We start from the raw sequence: 23,447 nt of genomic DNA on the forward strand, positions 1-23,447 counted from the left end.
GTTCGATGGGGGAAGAGGGGTCGCGGTGGTGGCGGGGATCAGGGGATACCGCGCAGCACGGCCGCGCCGACGGCTGCCTCGGTGTGCGCCACCAGCTCCCGCAGCGGGGGCGGCAGCGCGGGGACGAGCACACCGAGGCGGTGATGGGCACGGGGGCCGGCGCTCCACAGCACCTCCCGGGAGAGCCCGGCGGCGGAGACCAGCCCGAGCAGGACGGCGTCCGGGACGGCGGGCGGCTCCGGCCGTTCGAGCAGGGCGCGCAGCCGGGTGGCCGGCCAGGCGACCGCGTTGAGGTCGATCGGGACGTAGCTGACGGTGGTGCGCAGCAACCGCCGGCTCTCCTGGCGACGCAGCACGCCGGCCCGGGCCAGTCGCTCCCCCACACTGGTCGTCGACGACCGGGCCAGGAAGGCCAGCCAGGTACGGATCTCCTGGTGCTGGGGCTCCCCGATCAACTGGTCCAGCACGGTGTGTGAGAGCGCGTCGGCCGGTGGACGCCGGTCGATGACGGTGACCAGGCCGCTGGACACGGTCACGTGTCCGAAGAGGACCAGCTCACCGAGGAGTGCGCCGGCGAGCCCCAGCCCGGTCGCGCTGGGGTGCAGTTTCGCCTTGCCCCGACTGTCGTTGTGGGCGATGAGGAAGAACTCGTCGGCGATGAGCAACGAGCCTCCAACGCGGTAAGTCCACAAGTGATCGACGCCGGGTGACAGGATGCCCGCACCCCTGCGCCATTGCAACTCCCGGATTCGACGGTTGCACTCCGTGTACGGGCGACCTGCGGATCTTGCCGTGACAGACTCGGAGGGTGACCGCCAGCCCCACCGTCCGCCGCCGTCGTATCGCCCGGGAACTGCGCCAGCTTCGCGAGCGCGCCGGCATGACCCTCGACGTGGCGGCCCGCCAGCTCGACATGTCCAAGAGCAACCTGTCCCGCATCGAGAACGCCCAGATCGGCATCAAGCCCCGCGACGTGCGGGCCGCGCTCGCCCTCTACGAGGTCACCGGCGCGGACGCGGAGGCGCTCATCGAGATCGCCCGGGGCGCGCAGCGGCGCGGCTGGTGGCAGACCTACAGCGACGTGCTGCCGGAGTGGTTCGAGTTCTACGTCGGACTGGAGGCCGAGGCCGCGCGGCTGCGGACGTACGAGGCGGAGGCGGTGCCCGGGCTGTTGCAGACCGAGGCGTACGCCCGCGAGGTCTACCGGCGCACCGCCGGGGAGGAGGGCCTGGAGCGCAAGGTGGCCGCCCGGCTGCGCCGGCAGGAGGTGCTGCGCCGCGAGACGCCGGTCGAGCTGTCGGTGGTGCTGAACGAGGCGGTGCTGCGCCGGCCGGTGGGCGGACCGGCGGTGATGGCGGAGCAGATGGCGCACATGGCCCAGGTCGCCCAGTCACCCAACGTCACTATCCACGTACTCCCCTTCTCGGCCGGCGGGCACCCGGCGATGAGCGCGCCGTACGTCATCCTCAACTTCGCCGACACCGCCGACGCATCCGTTGTCTACCTGGACAATCTCACGACGGGACTGGCTCTGGAGGGGGCCGAGCACGTGCGCGGGTATAGCCTGGTGCACGAGGAGCTGTGCCGTCTGGCACTGCCTCCGGCGGACTCGGTGGCTCGCCTGGAGGAGGCTTCTCGTCACTTTGCGTGACCGCATCGCGGCACGCTCGCCGGGGAACGTGAGGTACGGGGATGGCCATGCTCGACCTGTCCGGTGCGCAGTGGCGCACGAGCACCCGCAGCATCGGCAACGGCAACTGCGTCGAGGTCGCCGCCGTCGACGGTCGGGTCGCCGTACGCGACAGCAAGGACCGACCGGGGCCGGTACTGCTCTTCCCGGCCCCGTCGTGGGCCGCCTTCGTCACCGGGATCGACGTGGTACGCCCCGGCTGACCGCCGGGGTGCCACAGTGGGCACCGTGCTCTCCGACGTCTCCCTCGAACTGCCGGTCAGCCCGGTGCTCCCGGCGCTGGTCTCGGCCCTGGCCGCCGACGGCTGCGCCGTCCTGGTGGCACCCCCGGGCACCGGCAAGACCACGTTGGCCCCGCTCGCGGTGGCGGACCGGGTCGACGGGCGGGTGGTGATCGCACAGCCCCGCCGGGTGGCCGCCCGCGCGGCGGCCCGCCGGATGGCGCACCTGCTCGGCGAGCGGGTCGGCGGACGGGTCGGGTACGCCGTGCGCGGCGACCGGCGGGTCGGCCCGGACACCCGGGTCGAGGTGGTCACCACCGGACTGCTGGTCCGCCGCCTGCACCACGACCCGGAGCTGCCGGGGGTGGGGGCGGTGCTGCTCGACGAGGTCCACGAGCGGCAGCTCGACGCCGACCTGGCGCTGGCCTTCGCGGTGGAGGCCCGCGCCACGCTCCGTCCCGACCTGTGGCTGCTGGCGATGTCGGCGACCCCGGAGGCGGACCGGTTCGCCGCGCTGCTCGGCGGGGACCGGCCGGCACCGGTGGTGCGGGCCGAGGCGGCACTGCACCCGGTGACTCGGATCTGGGCGCCCCCGCCCCGGCCGGTCGCGCCGCCCGGCGCCGGCCGGGTCGACCCGGTCCTGCTCGACCACGTCGCGGCCACCGTCCGCCGGGCGCTGGACGAACGCGACGGGGACCTGCTGGTATTCCTGCCCGGGGCGGGTGAGATCGGCGCGGTGGCCCGACGGCTGGCCGGGCTGGCCGACCGGGTGGCCGTGCTGCCGCTGCACGGGCGGCTGCCCGGCGCCGAGCAGGACGCCGCGCTGCGGCCGGGACGGCGCCGCCGGGTGGTCCTGGCCACGTCGGTGGCGGAGAGCAGCCTGACCGTGCCCGGGGTCCGGGTGGTGGTGGACGCCGGGCTGAGCCGGGTGGCCCGTACCGACCTGTCCCGTGGGCTCGGCGCGCTGGTCACGGTGCCGGTCTCCCGGGCGGCGGCCACCCAGCGCGCCGGCCGGGCCGGCCGGGAGGCCCCGGGCGCGGTCTACCGGTGCTGGTCGGCCGGCACGCACGAGCGGTTGGCCGCGCAGCCGGAGCCGGAGGTCGCCACCGCCGACCTGACCGGCTTCGCCCTGGAACTGGCCGCCTGGGGCAGCCCGGACGGCGCCGGGCTGGCCCTGCCCGACCCGCCGCCACCGGCGGCGCTGACCGTGGCCCGGGAGACCCTGACCACCCTCGGCGCGGTCGACGCCGACGGCCGGATCACGCCGCGCGGCCGGGCGATCGCCGCCGCCGGCGCGCACCCCCGGCTGGCCCGTGCCCTGCTCGACGGCGCGCCCCGGGTCGGCGCGGACCGGGCCGCCGAGCTGGTCGCGCTGCTGGCCGAGGAGGGACTGACCGGCCGGGGCGACGACCTGACCGCCGCCTGGCGACGGCTGCGCGGCGGGGTCGACCCGCAGGCCACCGTCCGCTGGCGGGCCGAGACCCGCCGGCTGCGCGCCGCCCTGCCCACCCCACCCCCCACCACCGGGCCCGGAACGCCGCCTGCGGCTCGAGCACTTCCAGATCTTGGCGAGTTGCCGTTCGTGGCGAACCCCAGGTCGCCAAGATCTCCGGAGCGCACCGCCGCGAGCGGCGCGGGGCACCCTCGCGGCGACGCCGGAACGGCCGGAACCGCCGGGCACGCCAGGACGGCGGGCAACGCCGGAACGCCCGGCAGCACCGAGACTGCCGGAACCGCCGGGCAGGCCAGGACGGCGGACAACGCCAGGGCCGGGGCAGGGACGGTGGGCGGGGCAGGCGAGTTGCCCGACGATCTGGCCGCGGGGCTGCTGGTCGGTCTGGCGTACCCGGAGCGCCTCGCCCGGGTGCGCCGGGCCGGCGGGAGGTCGTACCTGATGGCGGGCGGGACCGAGGCGGAGCTGGCGGCGGGGACGGCGCTGGCGGGCGTCGACTGGCTGGCCGTGGCGGTGGCCGACCGCTCCCCCGGCGCGCCGGCCGCGCGGATCCGGCTCGCCGTGGCCGTCGACGAGCCCACCGCGCGGGAGGCGGGCGACCCGATGCTGCGCGAGGAGCGGGAGGTCCGCTGGGCCGACGGCGACGTGGTGGCCCGGGAGGTGGTCCGGCTCGGCGCGATCGAGCTGGTCAGCCGCCCGTTGACCCGGCCGGGGCCGGAGTTGCTGGCCGCCGCGCTGCGCGACGGGCTGCGCCGGGAGGGGCTGGCGCTGCTGAACTGGACGCCGTCGGCGCGGGCGCTGCGGCAGCGGCTGGCGTTCTGCCATCACGCGCTCGGCGGGGACTGGCCCGACGTCGGCGACGCCGCGCTGCTCGCCGCCGCCGACGACTGGCTCGGCCCCGAGCTGGCCGCCGCCCGCCGCCGGGCCGACCTGGCCCGGATCGACGTGACGGCGGCGCTGCGCCGGCTGCTGCCCTGGCGGGAGGCGGCCCGGCTGGACGAGCTGGCTCCGGAGCGCGTCGAGGTGCCCAGCGGCTCGCGGATCCGGGTGGACTACGCCGACCCGGCCGCGCCGGTGCTGGCGGTGAAGCTCCAGGAGACCTTCGGCTGGCGGGACGCGCCGAGGATCGCCGACGGCCGGGTGCCGGTGCTGCTGCACCTGCTCTCCCCCGCCGGCCGCCCGGTGGCGGTCACCGCCGACCTGGCCTCGTTCTGGTCCGGCGGGTACCGGCAGGTACGGGCCGAGTTGCGGGGCCGCTACCCCCGCCATCCCTGGCCGGAGGACCCGACGACCGCCGCGCCGACCCGGCACGCCACGCCCCGGCGGCGCTGAGCCGGGCTCACTCCTCGACGATGTCGGCGATCAGCACGGTGACGTTGTCCGGACCGCCGGCGCGCAGCGCCAGGTCGATCAGGCGGCGGGCGCAGTGTTCCCGGTCCGGGGTCTCGGCGAGCACCTCGGCCAGGGTGTCCGGGCGGACGACGTTGGAGAGCCCGTCGCTGCACAGCAGCCAGCGGTCGCCGGCCCACGGCACCATCGTCGCGTACGACGGGGAGACCTCCTCGCCCTGCAACGCCTGGGTGACCACGGCCCGCCGGGGGTGGCTGGCCGCCTCGTCGGGGCTGATCAGCCCCTGGTCGACGAGCATCTGCACGAAGGTGTCGTCCCGGGTGATCTGCTTGAGCGTCCCCTCCCGGAACAGGTAGGCCCGGGAGTCCCCGACGTGCGCCAGGGCCAGGCAGCTGCCGGTCCGGGCGAAGAGCAGGGCGGTCAGTGTGGTGCCCATGCCCTGCCGATCCGGATCCTCGGCGACGGCCTGGCGGATCCGCTCGGTGGCCAGCTCGATGCCACCCTGCAGCGCGGCCACCAGGGCGTCCTCGGGGGTCTCGACGTCCAGGGGAGCGATCGCGTCCATGGCGATCCGGCTGGCCAGGTCACCGGCCGCCATCCCGCCCATGCCGTCGGCGACGGCGACGAGCCAGGCACCGGCGTGCAGGGCGTCCTGGTTTCCGCTGCGGATCAGCCCACGGTCGCTCGTCCCGACGGAACGAAGCTTCAGGGTCATGGGAGGCAGCCTGCCAGGCGGAGGCCGGTGTTGTCTCTAGGAGATCAGTAGGACGGGGCGTGGCGCGGTGAATCTCACTGTCGTTCGCGTTCCGGCGCCCCACCGGCGCCGGGCGGCCCAACTCATCCAGTCGATTCGATTGACACGGGCGAGACGCACTGGAAACATCTGGCTGATATTGGGAGCGCTCCCAGGAAGCGTCCCCGTCCCCCCACCGCTCCCCGTCCCCGGAAAGGAATCCCCGTGATCCTGATCCGACGCCGCCGGCGCCTCGCGCTGCTGGCAGCGACCACCCTCGCGCTCTCCGCCGCAGGTGCCGGCGTGGCGTACGCCGAGGTGCCACCGGACGCGCCCGAACAGATCAGCAACGGCGACTTCAGCGAGGGCCTCGCCCCCTGGTTCACCTACGGCACGGGCGACCCCGACGTGTCCGACGGCCGGCTCTGCACCACGGTGCCGGGCGGCCTGGCCAACCCGTGGGACGCCGGCATCGGCCACGACGGGGTCAAGCTCAACGCCGGCGCGGAGTACGTCCTCGGCTTCGACATCTCCGCCACCCCCGGCATGTCGGTCAAGGCCATCCTCCAACTCGGCAGCGCCCCCTACACCACGTACGCGGCGGTGGACGCCGTCGCCGGGACGGAGACGAAGCGGGTCGAGCAGACCGTCGTCGTGCCGGACGACAACCCCAACGCCCAGCTCGTCTTCCAGGTCGGCGGGGCCGCCGCCGAGCAGCGGCTCTGCCTGGACAACGTCTCGCTGCGCGGCGGCGAGGCCGCTCCGCCGTACGTGCCGGACACCGGGCCACGGGTCCGGGTCAACCAGGTCGGCTACCTGCCCGGCGGGCCGAAGAACGCCACCGTGGTGACCGACGCGACCGACCCGCTGCGCTGGGAGCTGCGCTCCGCCACCGGCGCCGTGGTGGCCGACGGCGAGAGCACCCCCCGCGGGGTGGACGAGGCGTCCGGGCAGAACGTGCAGACCATCGACTTCTCCGCCGTGAAGACCCCCGGCGCCGGCTACACGCTGGTCGCCGACGGCGAGACCAGCCACCCGTTCGACATCTCCGGCGACCTCTACGACCGGCTGCGCGCCGACTCGATGCAGTTCTTCTACGCCCAGCGCAGCGGCATCACCATCGACGGCGACCTGATCGGCGAGGAGTACGCCCGCCCGGCCGGACACCTCGGCGTGGCCCCCAACCAGGGTGACACCGAGGTGCCGTGCGTCCCCGGCACCTGCGACTACTCCCTCGACGTGCGCGGCGGCTGGTACGACGCCGGCGACCACGGCAAGTACGTGGTCAACGGCGGTATCGCCGCGTACCAGCTGCTGAGCACGTTCGAGCGGACGAAGACCGCGGAGACCGCCGGCGGCGGCGCGGAACTGGGCGACTCCACCCTGCGGCTGCCCGAGCGGGGCAACAGCGTCCCCGACGTGCTCGACGAGGCCCGCTGGGAGATCGAGTTCCTGCTGCGCATGCAGGTGCCGGCCGGCGAGCCGCTCGCCGGGATGGCCCACCACAAGATCCACGACAAGGCGTGGACCGGGCTGCCCCTCGCGCCCGAGGACGACCCGCAGCCGCGCGAGCTGCACCCGCCGTCGACCGCGGCCACCCTCAACCTGGCCGCCGTCGCCGCCCAGTGCGCCCGCCTGTTCGCTCCGTACGACGCCGCCTTCGCGGCCCGCTGCGGCACCGCCGCGAAGACCGCCTACGCGGCGGCGAAGGCCCACCCCGACGTGTACGCCCCGAGCGGCGGCGTCGGCGGCGGCCCGTACGACGACACCGACGTCACCGACGAGTTCTACTGGGCGGCCGCCGAGCTGTACCTGACCTACGGCAGCAAGGCGTACCGGGACGACGTGACCGCGTCGAAGCACCACACCGGCGACGTCTTCGCCCCCGGTGGGGCGTTCGGCTGGCAGGCCGTCGGCGCGCTGGGCCGGCTGGAGCTCGCCACCGTGCCCAACGGACTGCCGGCCGCCGAGAAGACCCGCATCCGTGCCTCGGTGATCGAGGCCGCCGACAAGTACCTGGCGGCGCTGCGGGCCCAGGCGTACGGGATGCCGTTCCCCGCGAACGGCTACGTGTGGGGCAGCAACAGCAACGTCGTCAACAACGCGATCGTGCTGGCCACCGCGTTCGACCTGACCCGGGACGCGACGTACCGCGACGGGGCGGTGCAGGCGGCGGACTACCTGTTCGGCCGCAACGCGCTGAACATGTCGTACGTGACGGGCTGGGGTGAGCAGCACGCCCGCAACCAGCACAGCCGGATCTTCGGCCACCAGCTCGACCCGTCGATGCCGAACCCGCCGGCCGGCTCGCTGGCCGGCGGCCCGAACGCCGACCTGCAGGACCCGTACGCCGCCCAACTGCTCAAGGGCTGCAAGCCGATGTTCTGCTACGTCGACGACATCAACTCGTACGCGACCAACGAGGTGGCGATCAACTGGAACTCGGCGCTGGCCTGGCTCGCCTCGTTCCTGGCCGACCAGGGTGACGCCAAGGCCGTGCCGGCGCAGACCTGCGCCGTCGCGTACCAGGTCCACGGTGTCTGGCCGGACGGCTCCAACACCCAGGTCACCATCCGCAACACCGGCACGACGCCGGTCAACGGCTGGACCCTGCGGTACGCCTACACCGGCGACCAGAAGGTCACCCAGGGCTGGTCGGCCCAGGTGAGCCAGAGCGGGGCCACGGTCACCGCGAAGAACCTGTCCTGGAACGCGAAGATCGCGCCGGGTGGCAGCGTGACCTTCGGGCTGCTCGCCAAGCCCGGCACGCTCGCCAATCCGGCGCCGAACCTGATCACCGTCAACGGCGCCTCCTGCGCCCTGTCCTGACGTTCCTCCCCCCTCGGGCCCCGGGCTGCCACCCGGGGCCCGAGGTACGTCGGCCGTCGCCCCCTGTCCGCTCGGGGCGACGGTCCGCCGTTTGCGGCGTGTCGCGGTGTCCCCGCGCCGGGATACCGCCACACGCCGCACATCGCGACCGGCGGAGCACCCGACGCCCCGTCAGTGCCGCGCCCTGGCCCAGGTGAGGAAGCGGTCGGTCAGCTCCGCCGGGCGGACCTGACCGCCGAGCTGGGCGAGTTGCGCGGCGGCCTCGCTCATTAGCGTCGCCAGGTACACCAGCAGCCCGGCCCGGTCGTGGCGGTACTGCACCAGCAGCGACAGCCGGGCCGGCTGGCAGGGCCATTCCGCGCCGCAGGCCCGGCACCGCCACAGCGGACGCATCGGCTCGTGCGGCCGGGGCGGACGGCTCACCGCTGCTCCGGGCAGCGCCACCCGCCGGCCCGCCAGCGCTGTGCGGGGGTCAGGTTGCCGGTGCGTCCCGGGCCCATGGTCGGCAAGAGTCGGGTAGGCGCGTTCTCCCAGGACGGGCGGAGCCTCGGCACCGGGACGGGCTCGCGGGGCCTCGGCAGCGCGACGGCCGGGGTGGACGGGGTGGACTCGTGGCGGCTGCGCCAGAACCGGAAGCGCACAGGATGCTCCTCACGTCGTGGATGGACCGGGCCGCCCCGGCGTCGTCGGCGGGGCGGCCCGACGGTCCCGCCGACGGTTCGGGCCACGGCGGCGGCTCCGTTACCGGGAGCCTTCCGCGCGTCGCGGGACGGGCACACTCCGTATCGGTAGCGTCGGCAGACGTTCCGGACGTCCTTCGTGGAGGCTGGCGTGAACGACGTGTTGCGGGTGGCGATGGCCGAGGCGGGTGAGACCGCCGAGTCCCTGGCCGAGCAGGCCGGGGTGGATCCGAAGACCGCCGCCCGGTGGGTGTCGCCGGGACGGCTGCCGCATCCCCGGCACCGGGCGGCGGTGGCGAAGGCACTGGGCCGGGAGATCGGCGAGTTGTGGCCGGAGGTGGTCCGCCGCCGGGAGCCGGCCTGGTTCCGGCCATGGGCCGACGTCGAGCAGGACGCCACCTCACTGCGGTCGTTCCAGCCGTCGGTGATCCCCGGCCTGCTCCAGACCCCGGAGTACGCGCACGCGGTGCTCAGCAGCGGCCCGCTCGCCGACGACGAGATCGAGGGGTACGTGGCCGCGCGGCTGGCCCGGCAGGCGGCGGTCTTCGACCGGCCCCGCCCGCCGCTGACCGTCTTCGTCATCGACGAGGCGGCGCTGCGCCGGGGCGAGCCGGAGATCATGCACCCGCAGCTCGACCACCTGGAGGCGATGGCCCGGCGCTCCCGCGTGCTGCTGCACGTGGTGCCGCTGCGCGCCGGCTTCCACCCCGGGCAGGCCGGGGCCTTCGTCATCGCCAGCCTCGACGACACCGAGGACGTCGGCTACCTCGACGACCAGGCGGCCGGCCGGCTCACCAACGACGTTGTTCCCCTGTGGCGGGTCTGGGACACTGTCAGGTCGGTGGCGCTGCCGCGCGACCAGTCGATCCAGCTCCTGAAGGCGCGAGAATGGCTGAGATGACCGGCGCCCGGTGGCGCACCAGCACCCGCAGCAGCTCCAACGGCGGCGACTGTGTCGAGGTCGCCGACAACCTTCCCGGCGTCGTGCTGGTCCGCGACTCCAAGGACCGCGACGGCGGCGTGCTCACCTTCGACCCGGATGCCTGGCGGGCCTTCGTCGACCAGTTCGGCCCGACCCACGCGGTCTGACCCACCCGTCCCGACCGGGTCCACCACTACGGCGGGTGAGTCGTCAGACCGGCCGGCGCATGGCGACCCGGTCGTCCATGTCCAGGCCCAGCGCCGCCTCGGCCGCCAGCACCTCCACCATGCCCGGCCCGATCCCTGCCGGCGACAACGCCTGGAAGCCGCAGCGCGCGTAGTAGGGCGCGTTCCACGGCACGCTGCGGAACGTGGTCAGCGTCAGCGCCGGCAGCCCCTCCCCTGCGGCCCAGCCGGCGACGTGGTCGAGCAGCCGCCGGCCGACTCCCCGGCGGGCGTGGTCGGGGTGGACGCTGAGCTGCCGTACGTGGGCGCAGCCGTCGACGAGGCATACCACGGCGAAGGCGATCGGCCGGTCGTCGGCGTCCACCGCCACCCAGGCCCGGCCGTCGCGCTGGCATCCGTCGAGCGTGTCGAGGTCGAGCGGCGGCGCGTCGGCGATGTCGGTCATGCCGATCTCGCGGAACGGCGCGCCGGAGGCCACCTCGATCCGTTGCAGCTCGCCGAGTTCGTCCGTCCGCGCCGTCCTGATCCGCTGCACGGTCCCGACCTCACCACGACGACGGTCGGACGCCCAGCGGATTTCGTCGCCGCGACACGCGGGCGGGGCGCCCGTGCCACGTTGCGGCTGGTACGGACGCCCCGGTGGTGCGTGCGTTCGCCTGGTCCCGGCCGAGGCCGGCACCGGCTGGTGCTCAGGCGACGGGCAGACCGCCGACCTGGGTGTTGATCCAGGTACGGATCGACGGCAGGTCCCCGTAGATGGACGGGCCGGTGGCGCAGGTGGAGTTGTTGTTGCCGGCCCGGCTGGTGGCGCCGATCAGGTTCCAGACTCCGTTGATCCTGCGCACCTGCGGGCCGCCCGAGTCGCCGTAGCAGGCGCCGGAGTTGCCGTTGGTGTTGTTGGTGCAGATCTCGTACGGACCGTTGATGCCGAGGCACCGGCTGTCCGAGACGATCGAGGTGTCCAGCTCGTGGGCCACCGTCGGCGCGGAGCCGCAACCCCGCTGCGGGCAGGTCTGACCCCAGCCGATGATCCGGGTCGCCGTGCCGACGGCGCCGGAGGTGGTCGGGATCGGGGCCGGGGCGTAGCTGACCGAGCTGGCCAGCTGGAGCAGCTTCACGTCGATGGTCGGGTGGTTGACCCCGCGGGTCACCCGGACCACCGTGCCACCGCTGGTGCGGTTGATGCTGCCCACCCGCACCGACGTGGGCGTCGGGCAGTGCCTCGCGGTGACCGCCCAGTTCGCCTTGATCAGGGTGCCGGTGCAGCCCGAGGTGTAGACCATCCACGGGTAGTTCTCGGTGGCCGGGCGGCCGCCGACCACCATCGGGCTGACGTCGCCGTCGTCGGACCAGCTGTAGCTGGCCGTGGCCGGCGCGGCCAGGGTGCCGCCGAAGAGCTGGTTGACCCGGGACGCCTCGGCCGCGCTCGGGTTCGCGTTCTTGCAGGAGACCGGGGCGCTGCTGCCCGACATCAGGTCGGAGCAGAGCCCGGTGCGCCGGTCGGGCAGGCCGAGGATGTGGCCGATCTCGTGGGTGGCGATCCGGGTGCGGTCGTACCCCATGTTGACGGCCTGCCAGCCCATCCACACCCGGCCGTTGCCCAGGCTCGTCGTCTGGGCGCGGGGCCAGCCGGTGTCGACGTAGATGGTGACGTTGCCCGGCGTGCGGGGGGCGAGCCGGACGGAGCTGACGGAGCTGTTCCAGATCGCGGCGGCCTGGTCGAAGTTGGTGCGGAACTCGCCGGCCCGGCTGGCGTCGTAGTAGACGGTGCGCACGGCGGCCGAGGCCGCCGTGGCCTCGACCGCCATGAGTCCGGTGGCGCCCAGCACCGCCGCGAGCAGGGCTCCGGCGGTACGCGCGAGGTGTCCTCGTCGGATCATCCGACCTCCCATCGATAGATGTTCGCTGATGTTAAACATATCGATGTTCGTCGGTCTAATAACGGATCCGTCATACGATCGGGCGCTGTGACTCAGATCGCCCACCTCCGGGCCACGCGGGCCCCGACGCCGGCCCTACCGTCGCTGAATGAGACCACCCACCGGCTGGTCCCCGCTGCCCCCACCCGGCCGGCTGCGCACCCTGGCACTGGCCACGCTGGTCAACACGGTCGGCTCAGGACTCTGGCTGACCGGCGCGGCGCTCTACCTGACCCGCGACGTCGGGCTCGACGCCACCTCGGTCGGGCTGGCGCTGACCGTGGCCGGGCTGGTCGGCCTGGTCGCCGCCGTACCGCTCGGCGCGCTGGCCGACCGGCGCGACCCGCGTACGCTGCGCGCGCTGCTGCAACTGCTCCAGACCGGCGTCGCCGCGGGGTACCTGCTGGTCGACTCCTTCGCCACGCTGCTCGCGGTGGCGGTGGCGGACGCGCTGCTGACCTCCGGCAACCTGGCCGTCCGTGCCGCCCTGGTGGCCGCCGTCGGCGGACCCGAGGGCCGGGTGCACGCCTTCGCCACCCTGCGCGCGGTGGCGAACCTGGGCATCGCCGTCGGCGCCGGGCTGGCCGGTGCCGCCCTCGCGGCGGACACCCACCTGGCGTACCAACTCCTGGTGGCCGGCAACGCGACCACCTATCTGGACGAGCGACCGCTTGCCGGGCCGTAGCAGAATGGCCGGCGTGACAGACGAGCGGACGATCGCGATCCGGCCCGGGGCCCTCGACGACGCGGCGACCGTGCTACGGCTGCTCGACGCCGCCACCGCGTGGCTGGTCGCTCAGGGCAGGACCGGCCAGTGGGGCACCGAGGCGGCCACGACCGACCCGCGCCGGATCGCCCAGGCGCACGAGTGGGCCGCCGGCGACGGCCTGTACCTGGCGATGCGCGGCGACACCGCCGTGGGCGCGCTCGTGGTGGGTGCGGCAACCGCTTACGTTCCCCCGGCGACCGAGCCCGAGCTGTACGTGAACCTGCTGGTCACCGACCGGGCGCACGCGGGCCACGGGATCGGGGCGCGGCTGCTGACGTACGCGGCGCAGCTGGCCCGTGAGCGCGGCCTGGGGCTGCTGCGGGTGGACTGCTACGGCGGTGACGACCGCGCCCTGGTCCGCTTCTACGAGGGCTGTGGTTTCACCGCCACCGACCCGTTCACCGTCGAGCGGCCCGGCCGCGCCCCGTGGCCCGGCCAGGTCCTCCAGCGCCGGCTGACCTGACGGCCGACAGGGATCAGCCGGCGGCGCGCAGTTTCGGCAGCACCTCGGCGCCGAAGGTGTCGATGAAGGCCCGCTGCTCCTGCCCCACGTGGTGCAGGGCGATCTGGTCGAAGCCCAGCTCGACGTACTCGGTCAGCCAACCGACGTGCCGGCCGGGGTCGGCCGAGACGTTGACCACCTCGGTGACCTTCTCCATCGGCACCTGCTCGCTGACCACGTCGAAGTGCTCGGCGGTGTCCAGGTCCCAGCAGACCGGCGGGGCGAAGACGTTGCTGCGCCACTGGTCGTACGCGATCGCCTCGGCCTCGGCCTGCTCGGGCGCCCAGCTCACGTGCACCTGCAGGTGCAGCGGCCCCCGCCCGCCCGCGTCCCGGTACGCGTCGATCATCTGGCGCAGGTGGTCGGTCGGGGCGTTGACGGTGATCAGGCCGTCGGCCCACTCGGCGCACCAGCGCGCGGTCTCGACGCTGACCGCCGCGCCGATCAGCGCGGGCGGCTGCTCCGGCCGGGTCCACAGCTTCGCCCGGTCCACCCGGACGAGCCCGTCGTGGCTGACCTCCTCACCGGCGAGCAGCGCCCGGATGACGTCGACGCACTCGCGCAGCCGCGCGTTGCGGACGTCCTTGCGCGGCCAGGCGTCGCCGGTGATGTGCTCGTTGCTCGCCTCGCCGGAGCCGAGGGCGGCCCAGAACCGGCCCGGGTACATGGCCCCGAGGGTGCCGATCGCCTGCGCGATGATCGCCGGGTGGTACCGCTGGCCGGGGGCGTTGACCACGCCGAACGGCAGGGTGGTGGCCTGGAGGGCGGCGCCGAGCCAGGACCAGGCGAAGGCGGACTGCCCCTGCCGGGCGCTCCACGGCGAGAAGTGGTCCGAGGACATGGCCGCCGCGAAGCCGGCCCGCTCGGCGTGGATCACCGATTCCAGCAGCTTGCTCGGGTGGATCTGCTCGTGGGAGGCGTGGAAGCCGAACACCGTCATGGGCAGCGTTCCTACCCATGACGGTGTCCGGTCAATCGCTACTCGGCGTGGGCGCCGACGCCGGCCGAGGCGGCGCCCTCCCCCACCCAGACGGTCTTGGTGTTGCAGAACTCCCGCATGCCGATCGCCGACAACTCGCGGCCGTACCCGGAGTTCTTCACCCCGCCGAAGGGCAGTTCCGGGTACGACGTGGTCATCCCGTTGATGAAGACGTTGCCGGCGTCCAGGTCGGTGGCGAAGCGCTCCTGCTCGGCCGGGTCGGTGGTCCACGCGTTGGCGCCGAGGCCGAAGGAGGTGCCGTTGGCGACCTCGATCGCCTCGTCGTACGACGACACCCGGTAGAGGCCGGCGACCGGCCCGAACACCTCCTCGGACCACATCCGCATCTGCGGGGTCAGGTCGGTGACCACGGTCGGCGGGTAGAACCAGCCCTCGCCGGCGGGCAGCTCGCCGCCGCAGAGCACGGTCGCGCCGTGGTCCACCGCGTCCTGCACCTGGGCGTGGATCTCGTCCCGGCCGCCGGCGCTGGCCAGCGGGCCGACGTCGGTGCGCTCGTCCATCGGGTCACCGACCCGCAGCGCGGCCATGTTCGCGGCGAACCGCTCGGCGAAGGCGTCGAAGACGTCGGTGTGCACGATGAACCGCTTCGCGGCGATGCAGGACTGGCCGTTGTTCTGGCACCGGGCGGTGGTCGCCACCTCGGCGGCCCGGTCCAGGTCGGCCGAGGGCATCACCACGAACGGGTCGCTGCCGCCGAGTTCCAGCACCGTCTTCTTCAGCTCCCGCCCGGCGATCTGCGCGATCGAGCGGCCCGCCCCCTCGCTGCCGGTGAGGGTGGCGGCGCGGACCCGGGGATCACTGAGGATCCGGTCCACCGCGTCCGAGCCGACCAGCAGGGTGCTGAACGCGCCCTCCGGGAAGCCGGCCCGACGGAACAGGTCCTCCAGGTAGAGGGCGGTCTGCGGCACGTTGGAGGCGTGCTTGAGCAGGCCGGTGTTGCCGGCCATCAGTGCCGGCGCGGCGAACCGCATCACCTGCCAGAGCGGGAAGTTCCACGGCATCACCGCGAGCACCGGCCCGATCGGCTGGTAGCGCACGAAGGCCCGCTTCGCCGAGACCGCGCCGGCGTCAGCGGGCTCGTCGGCGAGCATCTCCGGCGCGTGCGCCGCGTAGAACCGGCAGGCCGTGGCGCACTTGGTCACCTCGGCCTTCGCCGCGGCGTACGTCTTGCCCATCTCCGTGGTCATCAGCCGGGCGGTCTCGTCCCGCTCCGCCTCCAGCCGGTCGGCGGCAGCCACGAGCCACCGTCCCCGCTGCGCGATCGTCGTGCCCCGCAACTGGTGGAAGGCCAGGTCGGCCCGCTCGATCGCGGCGTCGACCTGCTCGTCCGACATTGCGTCGTACGACTTGAGCACCTGGCCGGTGGCGGGGTTGGTGGTGGCGATGGGCATCTCGTACTCCTGTCACTCGAAGAGTGAGTGCCGCGTGCCCGGCTCCTCGCGGCGGCGGGCGGCGCGGCGGCGCTGGATGACGACCAGGTCGACCGCGGCGACCACGGCGAGGACCGCGCACGCCACGCCCAGCCAGGCCACCTCGGCCCGGAAGGCGAGTACCGCGAAGACGGTCATGCTGACCAGGCCGAACAGGGCCAGCACCAGGCGGAGGTTCAGCGCGCTGTAGGCGTGTCCGACCGTGCCACGGGCACGCCGGGGCTGCGATCTCGTCATCCCTTCGGGCTACCCCGGCAGGCATCGCCCTAACCGGCGGGCCGCCGCCGCCGGTTCGACGCGGGCCGGTGATGCCGGCCACGGAACGGGTATCCGGCGGATGCGACGGCCCGGTGGGTTGCGTTACAACCGTGCGCCGCGACCGGACCGACACCGGGGGCGGCGGGAAGGATGAGGGCATGACCATGACCCACGCGGTGCCGGTGACCGTCGCGATCGCCCGGCGCGCCGACCCCGCGCGTGCCCACGAGATGGTCGCCTGGATGCGTGCCGGCACCGCGCTGGCCGAGAGCTTCCCGGGTTTCCTCGGCGCCGGCTGGGTACAGAGCGCCCCCGGCTCGGCCGAGTGGCACATGCTCTACCGCTTCGCCGACGGTGACACGCTGCGCCGCTGGGAGGAGTCCCCGCAGCGGCACTGGTGGCTCACCTCGGCGCAGGGCATCGTCGAGCACACCCGCACGGAGCGGCGCACCGGCATCGAGGGCTGGTTCGACCCACCGGTGGACCACGTGGTGGAGCTGGCGGCGCCGGCCGCCGGGGAGCCGGTCCCGCCGGCCACCCCGCCGCGCTGGAAGCAGGCCGTGACGATCTGGCTGGCGTTCTTCCCGTTGAGCCTGACCGCGACCCTGCTCACCGCCCGGTTCATCGGTGACACCCCGCTGGCCCTGCGTACGCTGATCATGACGCTCTGCCTGACCCCGTTGATGACGTACCTGGTGCTGCCCCGGATCACCCGGGCGCTGCACTGGTGGCTGCACGGGCAGCCCGCGCCGTGGCGGACGCCGCGCCACCCGTCCTAGCAGATCAATGTTTCTGAGTATCGCTCCTGCCTGAAAGTCGACAGGAGCGGACCGCGCCGGGCGGGCTCCCCCATACAGTCACCGTGCCGTCACCGCGTGCCGCCGGACCGAGGGAAGACATGCCACGCCGCTGGGTCGCCGCCGCCGCCTGCCTCCTGGCCCTGGTCGCCCTCGCCTGCGAGGAGGGCGGGTCCGGCTCGCCCCGCCCGACGCCGAAACCGGGGCAGCCCGGCCTTCCCGCCACGATGGCCGCGCTGGGCGACTCGATCAGCACCGGCTTCGGCTCCTGCCTGGTGCTCACCTCCTGCCAGCGCAACTCGTGGTCCACCGGCGACGGCATCCGGGTCCAGAGCCACTACCGCCGGCTGCTCGACGCCGACCCGGGCCTGCGCGGCCGGGCCCGCAACCACGCCGCGCCCGGAGCCCGCGCCGGCGCGCTCGCCGGTCAGGCCGAGGCCGCCGTCCGTGACAAGGCGGACTACGTGACCGTGCTGATCGGCGCCAACGACGCCTGCCGCAAGGACGTCGACCAGATGACGCCGGTGGCGACGTTCCGCAGCCAGGTCGACCGGGGCCTGCGGGTGCTGCGGGAGGGCCGACCCAAGGCCCGGGTGCTGGTGGTGAGCATCCCCGACCTGCACCGGCTCTGGGAGATCGGGCACACCGAGCCGCGCGCCACCCGGGCCTGGCGGGCCGGTGTCTGCCCGGCGCTGCTGGCGAACCCGACCTCCACCGCGCCGGCCGACCGGGCCCGCCGGGCCACCTTCCGGCAGCGGATCGACGCCTACAACGCCCAACTGAAGGCGGCCTGCCGGGCGTACGGGTCACGCTGCCGGCACGACGGCGGCGCGGCGCACCGGGCCCGGTTCACCCTCGACGACGTCAACGCGCTGGACTGGTTCCACCCCAACGTCTCCGGGCAGAACCGGCTCGCCGACGTCACCTTCCCGGCCGCCGGGTGGCGGCTCTGACCGCGCCACCGACCCACCGGCGGGTGCACCGGTCCGGGCCGTCGTCGAGAATCGGACCGACCAGTCGCCGGCGCCCCGATCGGGAGGCCGGGAAGCCGGTGGCGGGCAGACGACGGCGCGGGACGGCCGCCGGCGCGGGGAGACGACGACGCCGCCGTGCCCCGGTTCGGGGACGGCGGCGTCGGGACGTCGGGTCAGGGTCGGCGAGGCTGGGGCACGCCGGGCCGGCCGGCCCGGTAGAGCGCCCGGGCACGCTCGGCGAGATCCTTGGTGGCCGAGGAGTTGGCCCAGGTGCCGAGGATGATCGCGGCACCGGGGACGACCTTGGCGAACATCCGCTTGGCCGCCCGGACACCGGCCATCCGGGCCAGCCGGACGCCGAGTTGCAGCATCACCTTGCCCAGCGGGCTCTGCGCGGCGTGACCGAAGAGCGCGCCGGCCCGCTCCCGCCCCGCAGCCACCCCGAGGGCCAGCCGCGCGGCCTCGGCGGCCTTGTGCACCTTCTGCAGCACCAGCAGGTCGGTGGCCCGGTCCGGGTGCAGCGGGTCCGCCCCGTACGCGGCGGCGACGTGCAGCACCAGCCGGGCCTGGGTCCAGGCCAGCACGCCGACGTCGATGACCGCTCCGGGCAGGCCGGCCGCCCCGGAGACCGCCCCGGAGAGGCGAGCCCGGTTGACGAACCGGCGCACCGCCTGCTCGGCCAGCTCGTCGGCGGAGGCGTCGGGCCGCTCGGCACGGGCCCGGGCCGCCCACGCGGCGGCCTCCGGACCGAGCCGGCGGACCGCCTCCAGGGCGAGGTGCTCCGGGGCGTACTGCGGGTCCTCCCGCATCCGGTCCCAGAGCGTCGCCGGCGGCGCCTCGGGGGCGTCCGGCTCCCCGCTCGGCGTGGTGACCGGGGTGGTCGCGGCGGCGGGGGTGGCCGGCGGTGGCGTGGGGACGGTCGGTTCGTCGTCGACGGGCACGGCGTCGGTCACGGGGGCTCCCGGTGTCGAGGGCGTGGGAGGGGCGGTCAGCGACGGCGACCGGCGGAGAACCGGCTCGCCACCTGCTTGAGCTTGGCCTGGTTCTCCGGCTTGGCCAGCTCGCGCCGACCCCGGTCGACCAGCTGCTGCCCCTTCGGGGACCGCAGGAACGCGGTGATTCGCTGCACCAGTGACATGTCGTCCTCCGATCGGTGGTCCTGCATCATGTGTACCCCGAACCGGCAAACGGTGAACGACCACCGCGACGCCTCACCCCAGGACGGCCTCGACCACCTCGGCGGCCAGCCACTCGTGCTGGGCGTACGCGTCGGGGAACGCGGAGACCTGCACGGCCTGGGCGGCGACGGTCAGCGGGAGGTTCTGCCAGCCCGGGATCTCCAGCAGCACGGCGAGGAACGCCCGGGTGGCGTACGCGGGGTCCATCAGGTCGGCGACCGTGCCCCAGCCGCTGCTGGGCCGCTGCTGGAACAGCCCGACCGAGTCGTGGTCCCATCCGACGGCCTGGTGCGGGTAGTTCTGCGACTCGGGCAGCACGCCGCTGGCGTAGTTGTAGAGCTTGCTCTCCTGCATGGCGGTGGCGACGGCGACGACCAGCGCCTGCCGGGGCGCGCCCATCTCGCGGCCGGCCTTGACGATCTTCACCGCGTTGTCCATCTGCATGCGGTCCAGACCGGCCACCGGGGCGATCCGCTTCGGCTTGGGCTTGGGCTTGGGCTTCGGCTTGGCCTTCTTGGTGGCGGTGGGGGACGCGGAGGCGGTCGGGGAGGCGGTCGGGGAGGCGGGGGCGGGGGACGTGGGGGCCGGGGTGCGGTCGTGTCCGCGCGAGGCGGGGTCCGGCTGGGCCCGCTCGGCGAGGGCGGCCTCGGCGCCGACCGGCGTCACCGGGTCGGCGGGGAAGGCCTGGAAGCCGGCGAACGTGGCCAGGCCCAGGCAGGAGACCACGCCGGTGGCGAGGACCACCCGGGCCGGGCGGCGGGGGTTAACGAGGGCGCCGAGGCGGGTACGGAGGAGACGGGTCGCCGCGGTGCCACGGAGAACGCCGACCTGAACGGACGAGGGGGTATCGTCCGAACGGCCAGTCGTGCCCTCGGGGGCGTACTGGTCGTCGATGGTGTCGTCGTCACGCATTCGACGAGGCTAGGCAGGCCCACCGCCGGTCACCCACCGTCACGCAGTGGCGCTGGCCACACTCCGGCCGGTGGCAACCGGACACCCCCGCCCGCCCCGTGCGGGCAGGAGACGAAACCGCCAGACCCGGCAACCCGGGAAGGCGGCACGGCTCGCGCCGTCCCGGGACGGCGGGGCGGACACCTCCTGCCCCGAGCGCATGATCGGCATCCTCCACCGTTCGGACGAACCTGGCCCGGCCGCACGGGCAGGACGGGTACGGATGATCGCCGAAATGCGGGGCTTCGCCCAGCTTTGATCACCGAATCGGCGGCGACCCGCCCGCTGCTGGAATGGATACCTACGGCGGGTACGTTCCCCGAACCGGGTGCCGTGCGCGCACGGCCCCCGCGTACGCGCGCTTCCTCAGGAGGTCCGAACCGGTGCTCGACCCACACGAGCTGTACCAGCTCACCGACGACCTGCCCGACCTCGGCCAGCCGGTGCTGATCCAGGCGCTCACCGGCTTCGTCGACGCCGGCAGCGCCGGCCGCCTGGCCCGCGAGCAGTTGCTGACCTCGCTGGAGTCGCGTCGGATCGCCACCTTCGACGTCGACCAGCTCTTCGACTACCGCTCCCGGCGTCCGGTGATGACCTTCGTCGAGGACCACTGGGAGCACTACGACGCGCCGGAGCTGGCGCTGCACCTGCTGCACGACGACGACGAGACCCCGTTCCTGCTGCTCACCGGCCCCGAACCGGACCTGCAGTGGGAGCGGTTCGTGGCGGCGGTCGCCGCCCTGGCCGCCCGGCTCGACGTCCGGCTCACCGTCGGGCTCAACTCGATCCCGATGGCCGTGCCGCACACCCGCCCGACCGGGGTGACCGCCCACGCCACCCGGCGTGAGCTGATCGCCGGCTACGAGCCCTGGTTGCAGCGCGTGCAGGTCCCCGGCAGCGTCGGGCACCTGCTGGAGTACCGCCTCGGCGAGCAGGGCCGGGACGCGGCCGGCTTCGCCGCGCACGTGCCCCACTACGTGGCCCAGACCGAGTACCCGGCCGCCGCCGAGGTGCTGCTCTCCTCCGTCTCGCGCACCACCGGGCTGCTGCTGCCCAGCGACAGCCTGCGCAGCGCCGCCGAGGTGGTCCGGGTGGAGATCGACCGCCAGGTCGCGCAGACCGACGAGGCCGCCGCCCTGGTCCAGGCCCTGGAGGAGCAGTACGACGCCTTCGCCCGCGGACGCGGCGAAAAGAACCTGCTCGCCACCGAGGCCGGGCCGCTGCCGACCGCCGACGAGCTCGGCGCGGAGCTGGAGCGCTTCCTGGCCGAACAGAGCCGCCCCGGCGACACCCCGAACACCTGACCCCACCTCGCCGACCGTCGGGACGCCGCGGACCACCCCGGTCCGCGGCGCCGCCCGGCCCGAGCGCGACGGCCGGTTGAACCTCCGGGCCCGAACGGCGACAATGGGCGGCACCGGTGTCGCGACCCCGGCGGCGCAGGGCCGTACGGGATGAAACGTCGACTCTTCATCGAAGGGACGACGGCATGCATCCCATGCTCCGACGTCTGGACGAACTCGCCGCCCACCTCGCCACCCGGCCCGACACGGTGGCCCTGCTCGGCCTCGGCTCGGCCGGAGCCGCGCACGACCGGCTCGACGCCCACTCCGACCTGGACTTCTTCCTCGTCGTCGCGGACGGCGCGGTGGCCCGGTACGTCGACTCGGTGGACTGGCTCGCCGCCCCCTGCCCGGTGGCGTACAGCTTCGCCAACGAGCGCCGCGGCCGCAAGGCGCTCTACGCCGACGGGATCTTCGTCGAGTACGCGGTCTTCACCGTCGGCGAGCTGGCCGGCCTGTCGTTCACCGGCGCGCGGGTGGTGTGGCAACGGCCCGACGCGCCCACCGGGCTGGCGGCACAGGGCGCGTCCCCGCCACCGGCCACGCCGTACGACACGGTGGAGTTCCACCTGAACGAGGCGCTGACCAACCTGTACGTGGGCCTGCACCGCGAGGCGCGCGGCGAACGGCTCAACGCGTCACGGTTCATCCAGTCGTACGCGGTGGACCGGGTGCTGGCGCTGGCTCGGCTCACCTCCCCCGGTACGGCGCACCGGCGCGACCCGTTCGACCCCACCCGTCGCGTCGAGCAGGCGTACCCGCCGGAGGAGCTGCCGCTGGCGGAGATGGTCCCCGGCTACCGGGCCAACCGGGACGCCGCCCGGGCGACGTTCAGCTGGCTGTCGGCGCGGTTCCCGGTGCACCCGGTGCTCGGCGAGGCGATCCGGCGCCTGCTGGCGACCGCGCCGGACACCGCCGGGGCGCCGCCACCCCGCCCGGACTCCCGGCCGGTCACGTCGACCCGACCGACATCGCCGGACAGGACCGCCCCGGCGGACGGCCCCGCGCCGCCGACCGGACCGGGCGGCGCGTCGCGGGACGGCTGAGGCGGCGGGCCGGGGCCGGATGCGGCAGGCTGGAGACATGCGCCTGGCGACCTGGAACGTGAACTCGGTGAAGGCCCGACTCCCCCGGCTGCTGGACTGGCTGGCCGGCACCGGCCCCGACGTGGTCTGCCTGCAGGAGACCAAGTGCCCCGACGGCGCCTTCCCGGTCGCCGAGGTGGGCGAGCTGGGCTACGAGGTGGCCAGCCACAGCGACGGCCGGTGGAACGGGGTGGCGATCCTGTCCCGGGTCGGGCTGGCCGACGTGACGGTCGGGTTCCCCGGCGAGCCGGGGTTCCCCGAGCCGGAGGCGCGGGCCATCTCGGCCACCTGTGACGGGGTACGGGTCTGGTCGGTGTACGTGCCGAACGGCCGGGCCCCCGACGACCCGCACTACGCGTACAAGCTGTCCTGGTTCGCCGCCCTGCGCGACGCGCTGGAACCGGAGCTGGACTCCGGCGGCCCGGTGGCGGTCTGTGGGGACTTCAACGTCGCGCCGACCGACGACGACGTCTGGGACCCGGCGCTCTTCGTCACCTCCACCCACGTCACGCCGGCCGAGCGGGCCGCCCTCGCGGCGCTGCGCGACCTCGGGCTCAGCGACGTGGTGCCGACCCCGATGAAGGGCCCGCGCCCCTACACCTACTGGGACTACCGGGCCGGCATGTTCCACCAGAACAAAGGCATGCGCATCGACCTGGTGTACGCCTCCGCGGCGTTCGCCCGCGCGGTCCGCTCGGCGTACGTCGACCGGGAGGCGCGCAAGGGCAAGGGCCCCTCCGACCACGCCCCGATCGTGGTGGACGCCGACCTGGTGCCGGCCGTCGAGTCGTTCTGACCGGGCCACCGGCGCCGACGGGTGACTAGGGTGGAGCCATGGCAGTCGTGAAGATCAACGCGATCGACGTCCCGCCCGGCGCCGGCGAGGAGCTGGAGAAGCGGTTCGCCGCCCGGGCCGGCGCGGTGGAGAACTCCCCCGGCTTCCTCGGCTTCGAGCTGCTGCGGCCGGTGGCCGGGGAGCAGCGCTACTTCGTGTACACCCGTTGGGAGAGCGAGGAGGCGTACCAGGCGTGGGCGGCCGGGCCGTCGCGGGCCGCGCACGCCGGCGGCGAGGGCGGCGAGCAGCGTCGGCCGGTGGCCTCCGGCGCGACCCTGCTGGAGTTCGAGGTCGTCCAGCACGTCCCCGGCAAGGGCTGACCGCCCGGGCCGCAGCGGGCCGG

The 23,447-nt window shown here is 74.3% G+C and carries 26 protein-coding genes and 1 pseudogene; 14 read left to right on the top strand and 13 right to left on the bottom strand.

All coding sequences use genetic code 11. The annotated features are described in order from the left end of the window. Positions 1 to 38 precede the first annotated feature (38 nt). Positions 39 to 665, bottom strand: coding sequence for a GOLPH3/VPS74 family protein (locus tag ACPFP2_RS11610; protein ID WP_424088822.1), 627 nt, complete (start codon positions 663 to 665; stop codon positions 39 to 41). 143 nt (positions 666 to 808) lie between these two features. Here ACPFP2_RS11610 and ACPFP2_RS11615 point away from each other — a divergent pair, with 143 nt between their 5' ends. Genes ACPFP2_RS11615 through ACPFP2_RS11625 form a run of 3 tightly spaced genes read left to right on the top strand, consistent with a single transcriptional unit; the run spans position 809 to position 4,696 of the window. After that, positions 809 to 1,651, top strand: coding sequence for a helix-turn-helix domain-containing protein (locus ACPFP2_RS11615; RefSeq protein ID WP_424088824.1), 843 nt, complete (start codon positions 809 to 811; stop codon positions 1,649 to 1,651). A 41-nt stretch (positions 1,652 to 1,692) separates the two neighbouring features. Then, positions 1,693 to 1,893: a DUF397 domain-containing protein gene (locus tag ACPFP2_RS11620; protein ID WP_424088826.1), complete on the top strand. Its 201-nt coding sequence runs from the start codon at positions 1,693 to 1,695 to the stop codon at positions 1,891 to 1,893. Between the two features lie 25 nt (positions 1,894 to 1,918). Next, positions 1,919 to 4,696, top strand: coding sequence for an ATP-dependent RNA helicase (locus ACPFP2_RS11625; protein ID WP_424088975.1), 2,778 nt, complete (start codon positions 1,919 to 1,921; stop codon positions 4,694 to 4,696). Positions 4,697 to 4,703: 7 nt separating this feature from the next. Here the strand turns inward: ACPFP2_RS11625 and ACPFP2_RS11630 are convergent, their stop codons facing one another. Beyond that, positions 4,704 to 5,429, bottom strand: coding sequence for a PP2C family protein-serine/threonine phosphatase (locus tag ACPFP2_RS11630; RefSeq protein WP_424088828.1), 726 nt, complete (start codon positions 5,427 to 5,429; stop codon positions 4,704 to 4,706). 249 nt (positions 5,430 to 5,678) lie between these two features. Here ACPFP2_RS11630 and ACPFP2_RS11635 point away from each other — a divergent pair, with 249 nt between their 5' ends. Continuing rightward, positions 5,679 to 8,276, top strand: coding sequence for a glycoside hydrolase family 9 protein (locus ACPFP2_RS11635; protein WP_424088977.1), 2,598 nt, complete (start codon positions 5,679 to 5,681; stop codon positions 8,274 to 8,276). A 171-nt stretch (positions 8,277 to 8,447) separates the two neighbouring features. Here ACPFP2_RS11635 and ACPFP2_RS11640 read toward each other — a convergent pair whose 3' ends face one another. Next, complete coding sequence (locus tag ACPFP2_RS11640; RefSeq protein ID WP_424088832.1) at positions 8,448 to 8,699, bottom strand: flavin reductase; 252 nt, start codon at positions 8,697 to 8,699, stop codon at positions 8,448 to 8,450. Then, on the bottom strand, positions 8,696 to 8,917 hold the full coding sequence (locus tag ACPFP2_RS11645; protein WP_424088833.1) for a hypothetical protein: 222 nt from the start codon (positions 8,915 to 8,917) through the stop codon (positions 8,696 to 8,698). The genes ACPFP2_RS11640 and ACPFP2_RS11645 overlap by 4 nt, the downstream gene beginning before the upstream one ends. Positions 8,918 to 9,131: 214 nt before the next feature. On the opposite strand from ACPFP2_RS11645, the gene ACPFP2_RS11650 reads away from it, so the two are divergent. Both ACPFP2_RS11650 and ACPFP2_RS11655 read left to right on the top strand, forming a co-directional pair. Continuing rightward, complete coding sequence (locus ACPFP2_RS11650) at positions 9,132 to 9,857, top strand: Scr1 family TA system antitoxin-like transcriptional regulator (protein WP_424088979.1); 726 nt, start codon at positions 9,132 to 9,134, stop codon at positions 9,855 to 9,857. Further along, positions 9,854 to 10,045 carry a DUF397 domain-containing protein gene (locus tag ACPFP2_RS11655; RefSeq protein WP_424088981.1) on the top strand — a complete coding sequence of 64 codons (192 nt, stop codon included), beginning with the start codon at positions 9,854 to 9,856 and terminating at the stop codon, positions 10,043 to 10,045. The genes ACPFP2_RS11650 and ACPFP2_RS11655 overlap by 4 nt, the downstream gene beginning before the upstream one ends. 43 nt (positions 10,046 to 10,088) lie before the next feature. Here ACPFP2_RS11655 and ACPFP2_RS11660 read toward each other — a convergent pair whose 3' ends face one another. The 3 genes and pseudogenes from ACPFP2_RS11660 to ACPFP2_RS11670 all read right to left on the bottom strand — a co-directional run. After that, positions 10,089 to 10,598 carry a GNAT family N-acetyltransferase gene (locus tag ACPFP2_RS11660; protein ID WP_424088834.1) on the bottom strand — a complete coding sequence of 170 codons (510 nt, stop codon included), beginning with the start codon at positions 10,596 to 10,598 and terminating at the stop codon, positions 10,089 to 10,091. A 154-nt stretch (positions 10,599 to 10,752) separates the two neighbouring features. Beyond that, positions 10,753 to 11,445 carry a S1 family peptidase gene (locus tag ACPFP2_RS11665; RefSeq protein WP_424088983.1) on the bottom strand — a complete coding sequence of 231 codons (693 nt, stop codon included), beginning with the start codon at positions 11,443 to 11,445 and terminating at the stop codon, positions 10,753 to 10,755. 69 nt (positions 11,446 to 11,514) lie between these two features. Next, a pseudogene (locus tag ACPFP2_RS11670) lies at positions 11,515 to 11,982 on the bottom strand (snapalysin family zinc-dependent metalloprotease); the annotation flags it as partial. A gap of 109 nt (positions 11,983 to 12,091) precedes the next feature. Between ACPFP2_RS11670 and ACPFP2_RS11675 the strand changes: the two are divergent. Next, the gene (locus tag ACPFP2_RS11675; protein WP_424088835.1) at positions 12,092 to 12,667 is read left to right on the top strand and encodes an MFS transporter; all 576 of its coding nucleotides are present in this window, start codon (positions 12,092 to 12,094) and stop codon (positions 12,665 to 12,667) included. Positions 12,668 to 12,680: 13 nt separating this feature from the next. Next, the gene (locus ACPFP2_RS11680; protein WP_424088836.1) at positions 12,681 to 13,214 is read left to right on the top strand and encodes a GNAT family N-acetyltransferase; all 534 of its coding nucleotides are present in this window, start codon (positions 12,681 to 12,683) and stop codon (positions 13,212 to 13,214) included. A gap of 13 nt (positions 13,215 to 13,227) precedes the next feature. Here the strand turns inward: ACPFP2_RS11680 and ACPFP2_RS11685 are convergent, their stop codons facing one another. Genes ACPFP2_RS11685 through ACPFP2_RS11695 form a run of 3 tightly spaced genes read right to left on the bottom strand, consistent with a single transcriptional unit; the run spans position 13,228 to position 15,920 of the window. After that, complete coding sequence (locus ACPFP2_RS11685; RefSeq protein WP_424088837.1) at positions 13,228 to 14,193, bottom strand: TIGR03885 family FMN-dependent LLM class oxidoreductase; 966 nt, start codon at positions 14,191 to 14,193, stop codon at positions 13,228 to 13,230. A 38-nt stretch (positions 14,194 to 14,231) separates the two neighbouring features. Further along, positions 14,232 to 15,644 (bottom strand): NADP-dependent succinic semialdehyde dehydrogenase, encoded by a 1,413-nt coding sequence (locus ACPFP2_RS11690; RefSeq protein WP_424088838.1) that lies wholly within the window; start codon positions 15,642 to 15,644, stop codon positions 14,232 to 14,234. Positions 15,645 to 15,656: 12 nt separating this feature from the next. Beyond that, positions 15,657 to 15,920 (bottom strand): DUF6343 family protein, encoded by a 264-nt coding sequence (locus ACPFP2_RS11695; RefSeq protein WP_424088839.1) that lies wholly within the window; start codon positions 15,918 to 15,920, stop codon positions 15,657 to 15,659. Between the two features lie 179 nt (positions 15,921 to 16,099). On the opposite strand from ACPFP2_RS11695, the gene ACPFP2_RS11700 reads away from it, so the two are divergent. Next, a complete protein-coding gene (locus ACPFP2_RS11700; protein ID WP_424088840.1) occupies positions 16,100 to 16,720 on the top strand; it encodes an antibiotic biosynthesis monooxygenase in 621 nt (206 codons plus the stop codon). 119 nt (positions 16,721 to 16,839) lie between these two features. Then, complete coding sequence (locus ACPFP2_RS11705) at positions 16,840 to 17,691, top strand: GDSL-type esterase/lipase family protein (RefSeq protein WP_424088841.1); 852 nt, start codon at positions 16,840 to 16,842, stop codon at positions 17,689 to 17,691. A gap of 194 nt (positions 17,692 to 17,885) precedes the next feature. Here ACPFP2_RS11705 and ACPFP2_RS11710 read toward each other — a convergent pair whose 3' ends face one another. The 3 genes from ACPFP2_RS11710 to ACPFP2_RS11720 all read right to left on the bottom strand — a co-directional run bounded on the left by ACPFP2_RS11710 (position 17,886) and on the right by ACPFP2_RS11720 (position 19,802). Then, positions 17,886 to 18,665: an EcsC family protein gene (locus ACPFP2_RS11710; protein WP_424088842.1), complete on the bottom strand. Its 780-nt coding sequence runs from the start codon at positions 18,663 to 18,665 to the stop codon at positions 17,886 to 17,888. 35 nt (positions 18,666 to 18,700) lie between these two features. Continuing rightward, on the bottom strand, positions 18,701 to 18,850 hold the full coding sequence (locus ACPFP2_RS11715; protein ID WP_172892505.1) for a hypothetical protein: 150 nt from the start codon (positions 18,848 to 18,850) through the stop codon (positions 18,701 to 18,703). Positions 18,851 to 18,923: 73 nt separating this feature from the next. Continuing rightward, positions 18,924 to 19,802, bottom strand: coding sequence for a peptidase M23 (locus tag ACPFP2_RS11720; RefSeq protein WP_424088843.1), 879 nt, complete (start codon positions 19,800 to 19,802; stop codon positions 18,924 to 18,926). A 422-nt stretch (positions 19,803 to 20,224) separates the two neighbouring features. On the opposite strand from ACPFP2_RS11720, the gene ACPFP2_RS11725 reads away from it, so the two are divergent. From ACPFP2_RS11725 to ACPFP2_RS11740, 4 genes are all read left to right on the top strand, one after another. After that, positions 20,225 to 21,145, top strand: a complete 921-nt coding sequence (locus ACPFP2_RS11725; protein WP_424088844.1) for a proteasome assembly chaperone family protein — start codon at positions 20,225 to 20,227, stop codon at positions 21,143 to 21,145. 185 nt (positions 21,146 to 21,330) lie between these two features. After that, on the top strand, positions 21,331 to 22,230 hold the full coding sequence (locus ACPFP2_RS11730) for a hypothetical protein (protein ID WP_424088845.1): 900 nt from the start codon (positions 21,331 to 21,333) through the stop codon (positions 22,228 to 22,230). A gap of 37 nt (positions 22,231 to 22,267) precedes the next feature. Beyond that, entirely contained in the window at positions 22,268 to 23,065 is a 798-nt protein-coding gene (locus tag ACPFP2_RS11735) for an exodeoxyribonuclease III (protein WP_424088846.1), read from the top strand. Between the two features lie 38 nt (positions 23,066 to 23,103). Then, entirely contained in the window at positions 23,104 to 23,424 is a 321-nt protein-coding gene (locus tag ACPFP2_RS11740) for an antibiotic biosynthesis monooxygenase family protein (protein WP_424088847.1), read from the top strand. Positions 23,425 to 23,447 lie beyond the last annotated feature (23 nt).

This window comes from Micromonospora citrea, assembly GCF_049629545.1.
GTDB classification, from domain to species: Bacteria; Actinomycetota; Actinomycetes; order Mycobacteriales; family Micromonosporaceae; genus Micromonospora; species Micromonospora citrea_A.

Bases quoted from the DNA above. Each gene is read 5' to 3' on its own strand.
- ACPFP2_RS11620 (WP_424088826.1), top strand. From the start codon at position 1,693: ATGGCCATGCTCGACCTGTCCGGTGCGCAGTGGCGCACGAGCACCCGC.
- ACPFP2_RS11630 (WP_424088828.1), bottom strand. From the start codon at position 5,429: ATGACCCTGAAGCTTCGTTCCGTCGGGACGAGCGACCGTGGGCTGATC.
- ACPFP2_RS11650 (WP_424088979.1), top strand. From the start codon at position 9,132: ATGGCCGAGGCGGGTGAGACCGCCGAGTCCCTGGCCGAGCAGGCCGGG.
- ACPFP2_RS11655 (WP_424088981.1), top strand. From the start codon at position 9,854: ATGACCGGCGCCCGGTGGCGCACCAGCACCCGCAGCAGCTCCAACGGC.
- ACPFP2_RS11675 (WP_424088835.1), top strand. From the start codon at position 12,092: ATGAGACCACCCACCGGCTGGTCCCCGCTGCCCCCACCCGGCCGGCTG.
- ACPFP2_RS11685 (WP_424088837.1), bottom strand. From the start codon at position 14,193: ATGACGGTGTTCGGCTTCCACGCCTCCCACGAGCAGATCCACCCGAGC.
- ACPFP2_RS11690 (WP_424088838.1), bottom strand. From the start codon at position 15,644: ATGCCCATCGCCACCACCAACCCCGCCACCGGCCAGGTGCTCAAGTCG.
- ACPFP2_RS11695 (WP_424088839.1), bottom strand. From the start codon at position 15,920: ATGACGAGATCGCAGCCCCGGCGTGCCCGTGGCACGGTCGGACACGCC.
- ACPFP2_RS11700 (WP_424088840.1), top strand. From the start codon at position 16,100: ATGACCATGACCCACGCGGTGCCGGTGACCGTCGCGATCGCCCGGCGC.
- ACPFP2_RS11705 (WP_424088841.1), top strand. From the start codon at position 16,840: ATGCCACGCCGCTGGGTCGCCGCCGCCGCCTGCCTCCTGGCCCTGGTC.
- ACPFP2_RS11715 (WP_172892505.1), bottom strand. From the start codon at position 18,850: ATGTCACTGGTGCAGCGAATCACCGCGTTCCTGCGGTCCCCGAAGGGG.
- ACPFP2_RS11720 (WP_424088843.1), bottom strand. From the start codon at position 19,802: ATGCGTGACGACGACACCATCGACGACCAGTACGCCCCCGAGGGCACG.
- ACPFP2_RS11730 (WP_424088845.1), top strand. From the start codon at position 21,331: ATGCATCCCATGCTCCGACGTCTGGACGAACTCGCCGCCCACCTCGCC.
- ACPFP2_RS11735 (WP_424088846.1), top strand. From the start codon at position 22,268: ATGCGCCTGGCGACCTGGAACGTGAACTCGGTGAAGGCCCGACTCCCC.
- ACPFP2_RS11740 (WP_424088847.1), top strand. From the start codon at position 23,104: ATGGCAGTCGTGAAGATCAACGCGATCGACGTCCCGCCCGGCGCCGGC.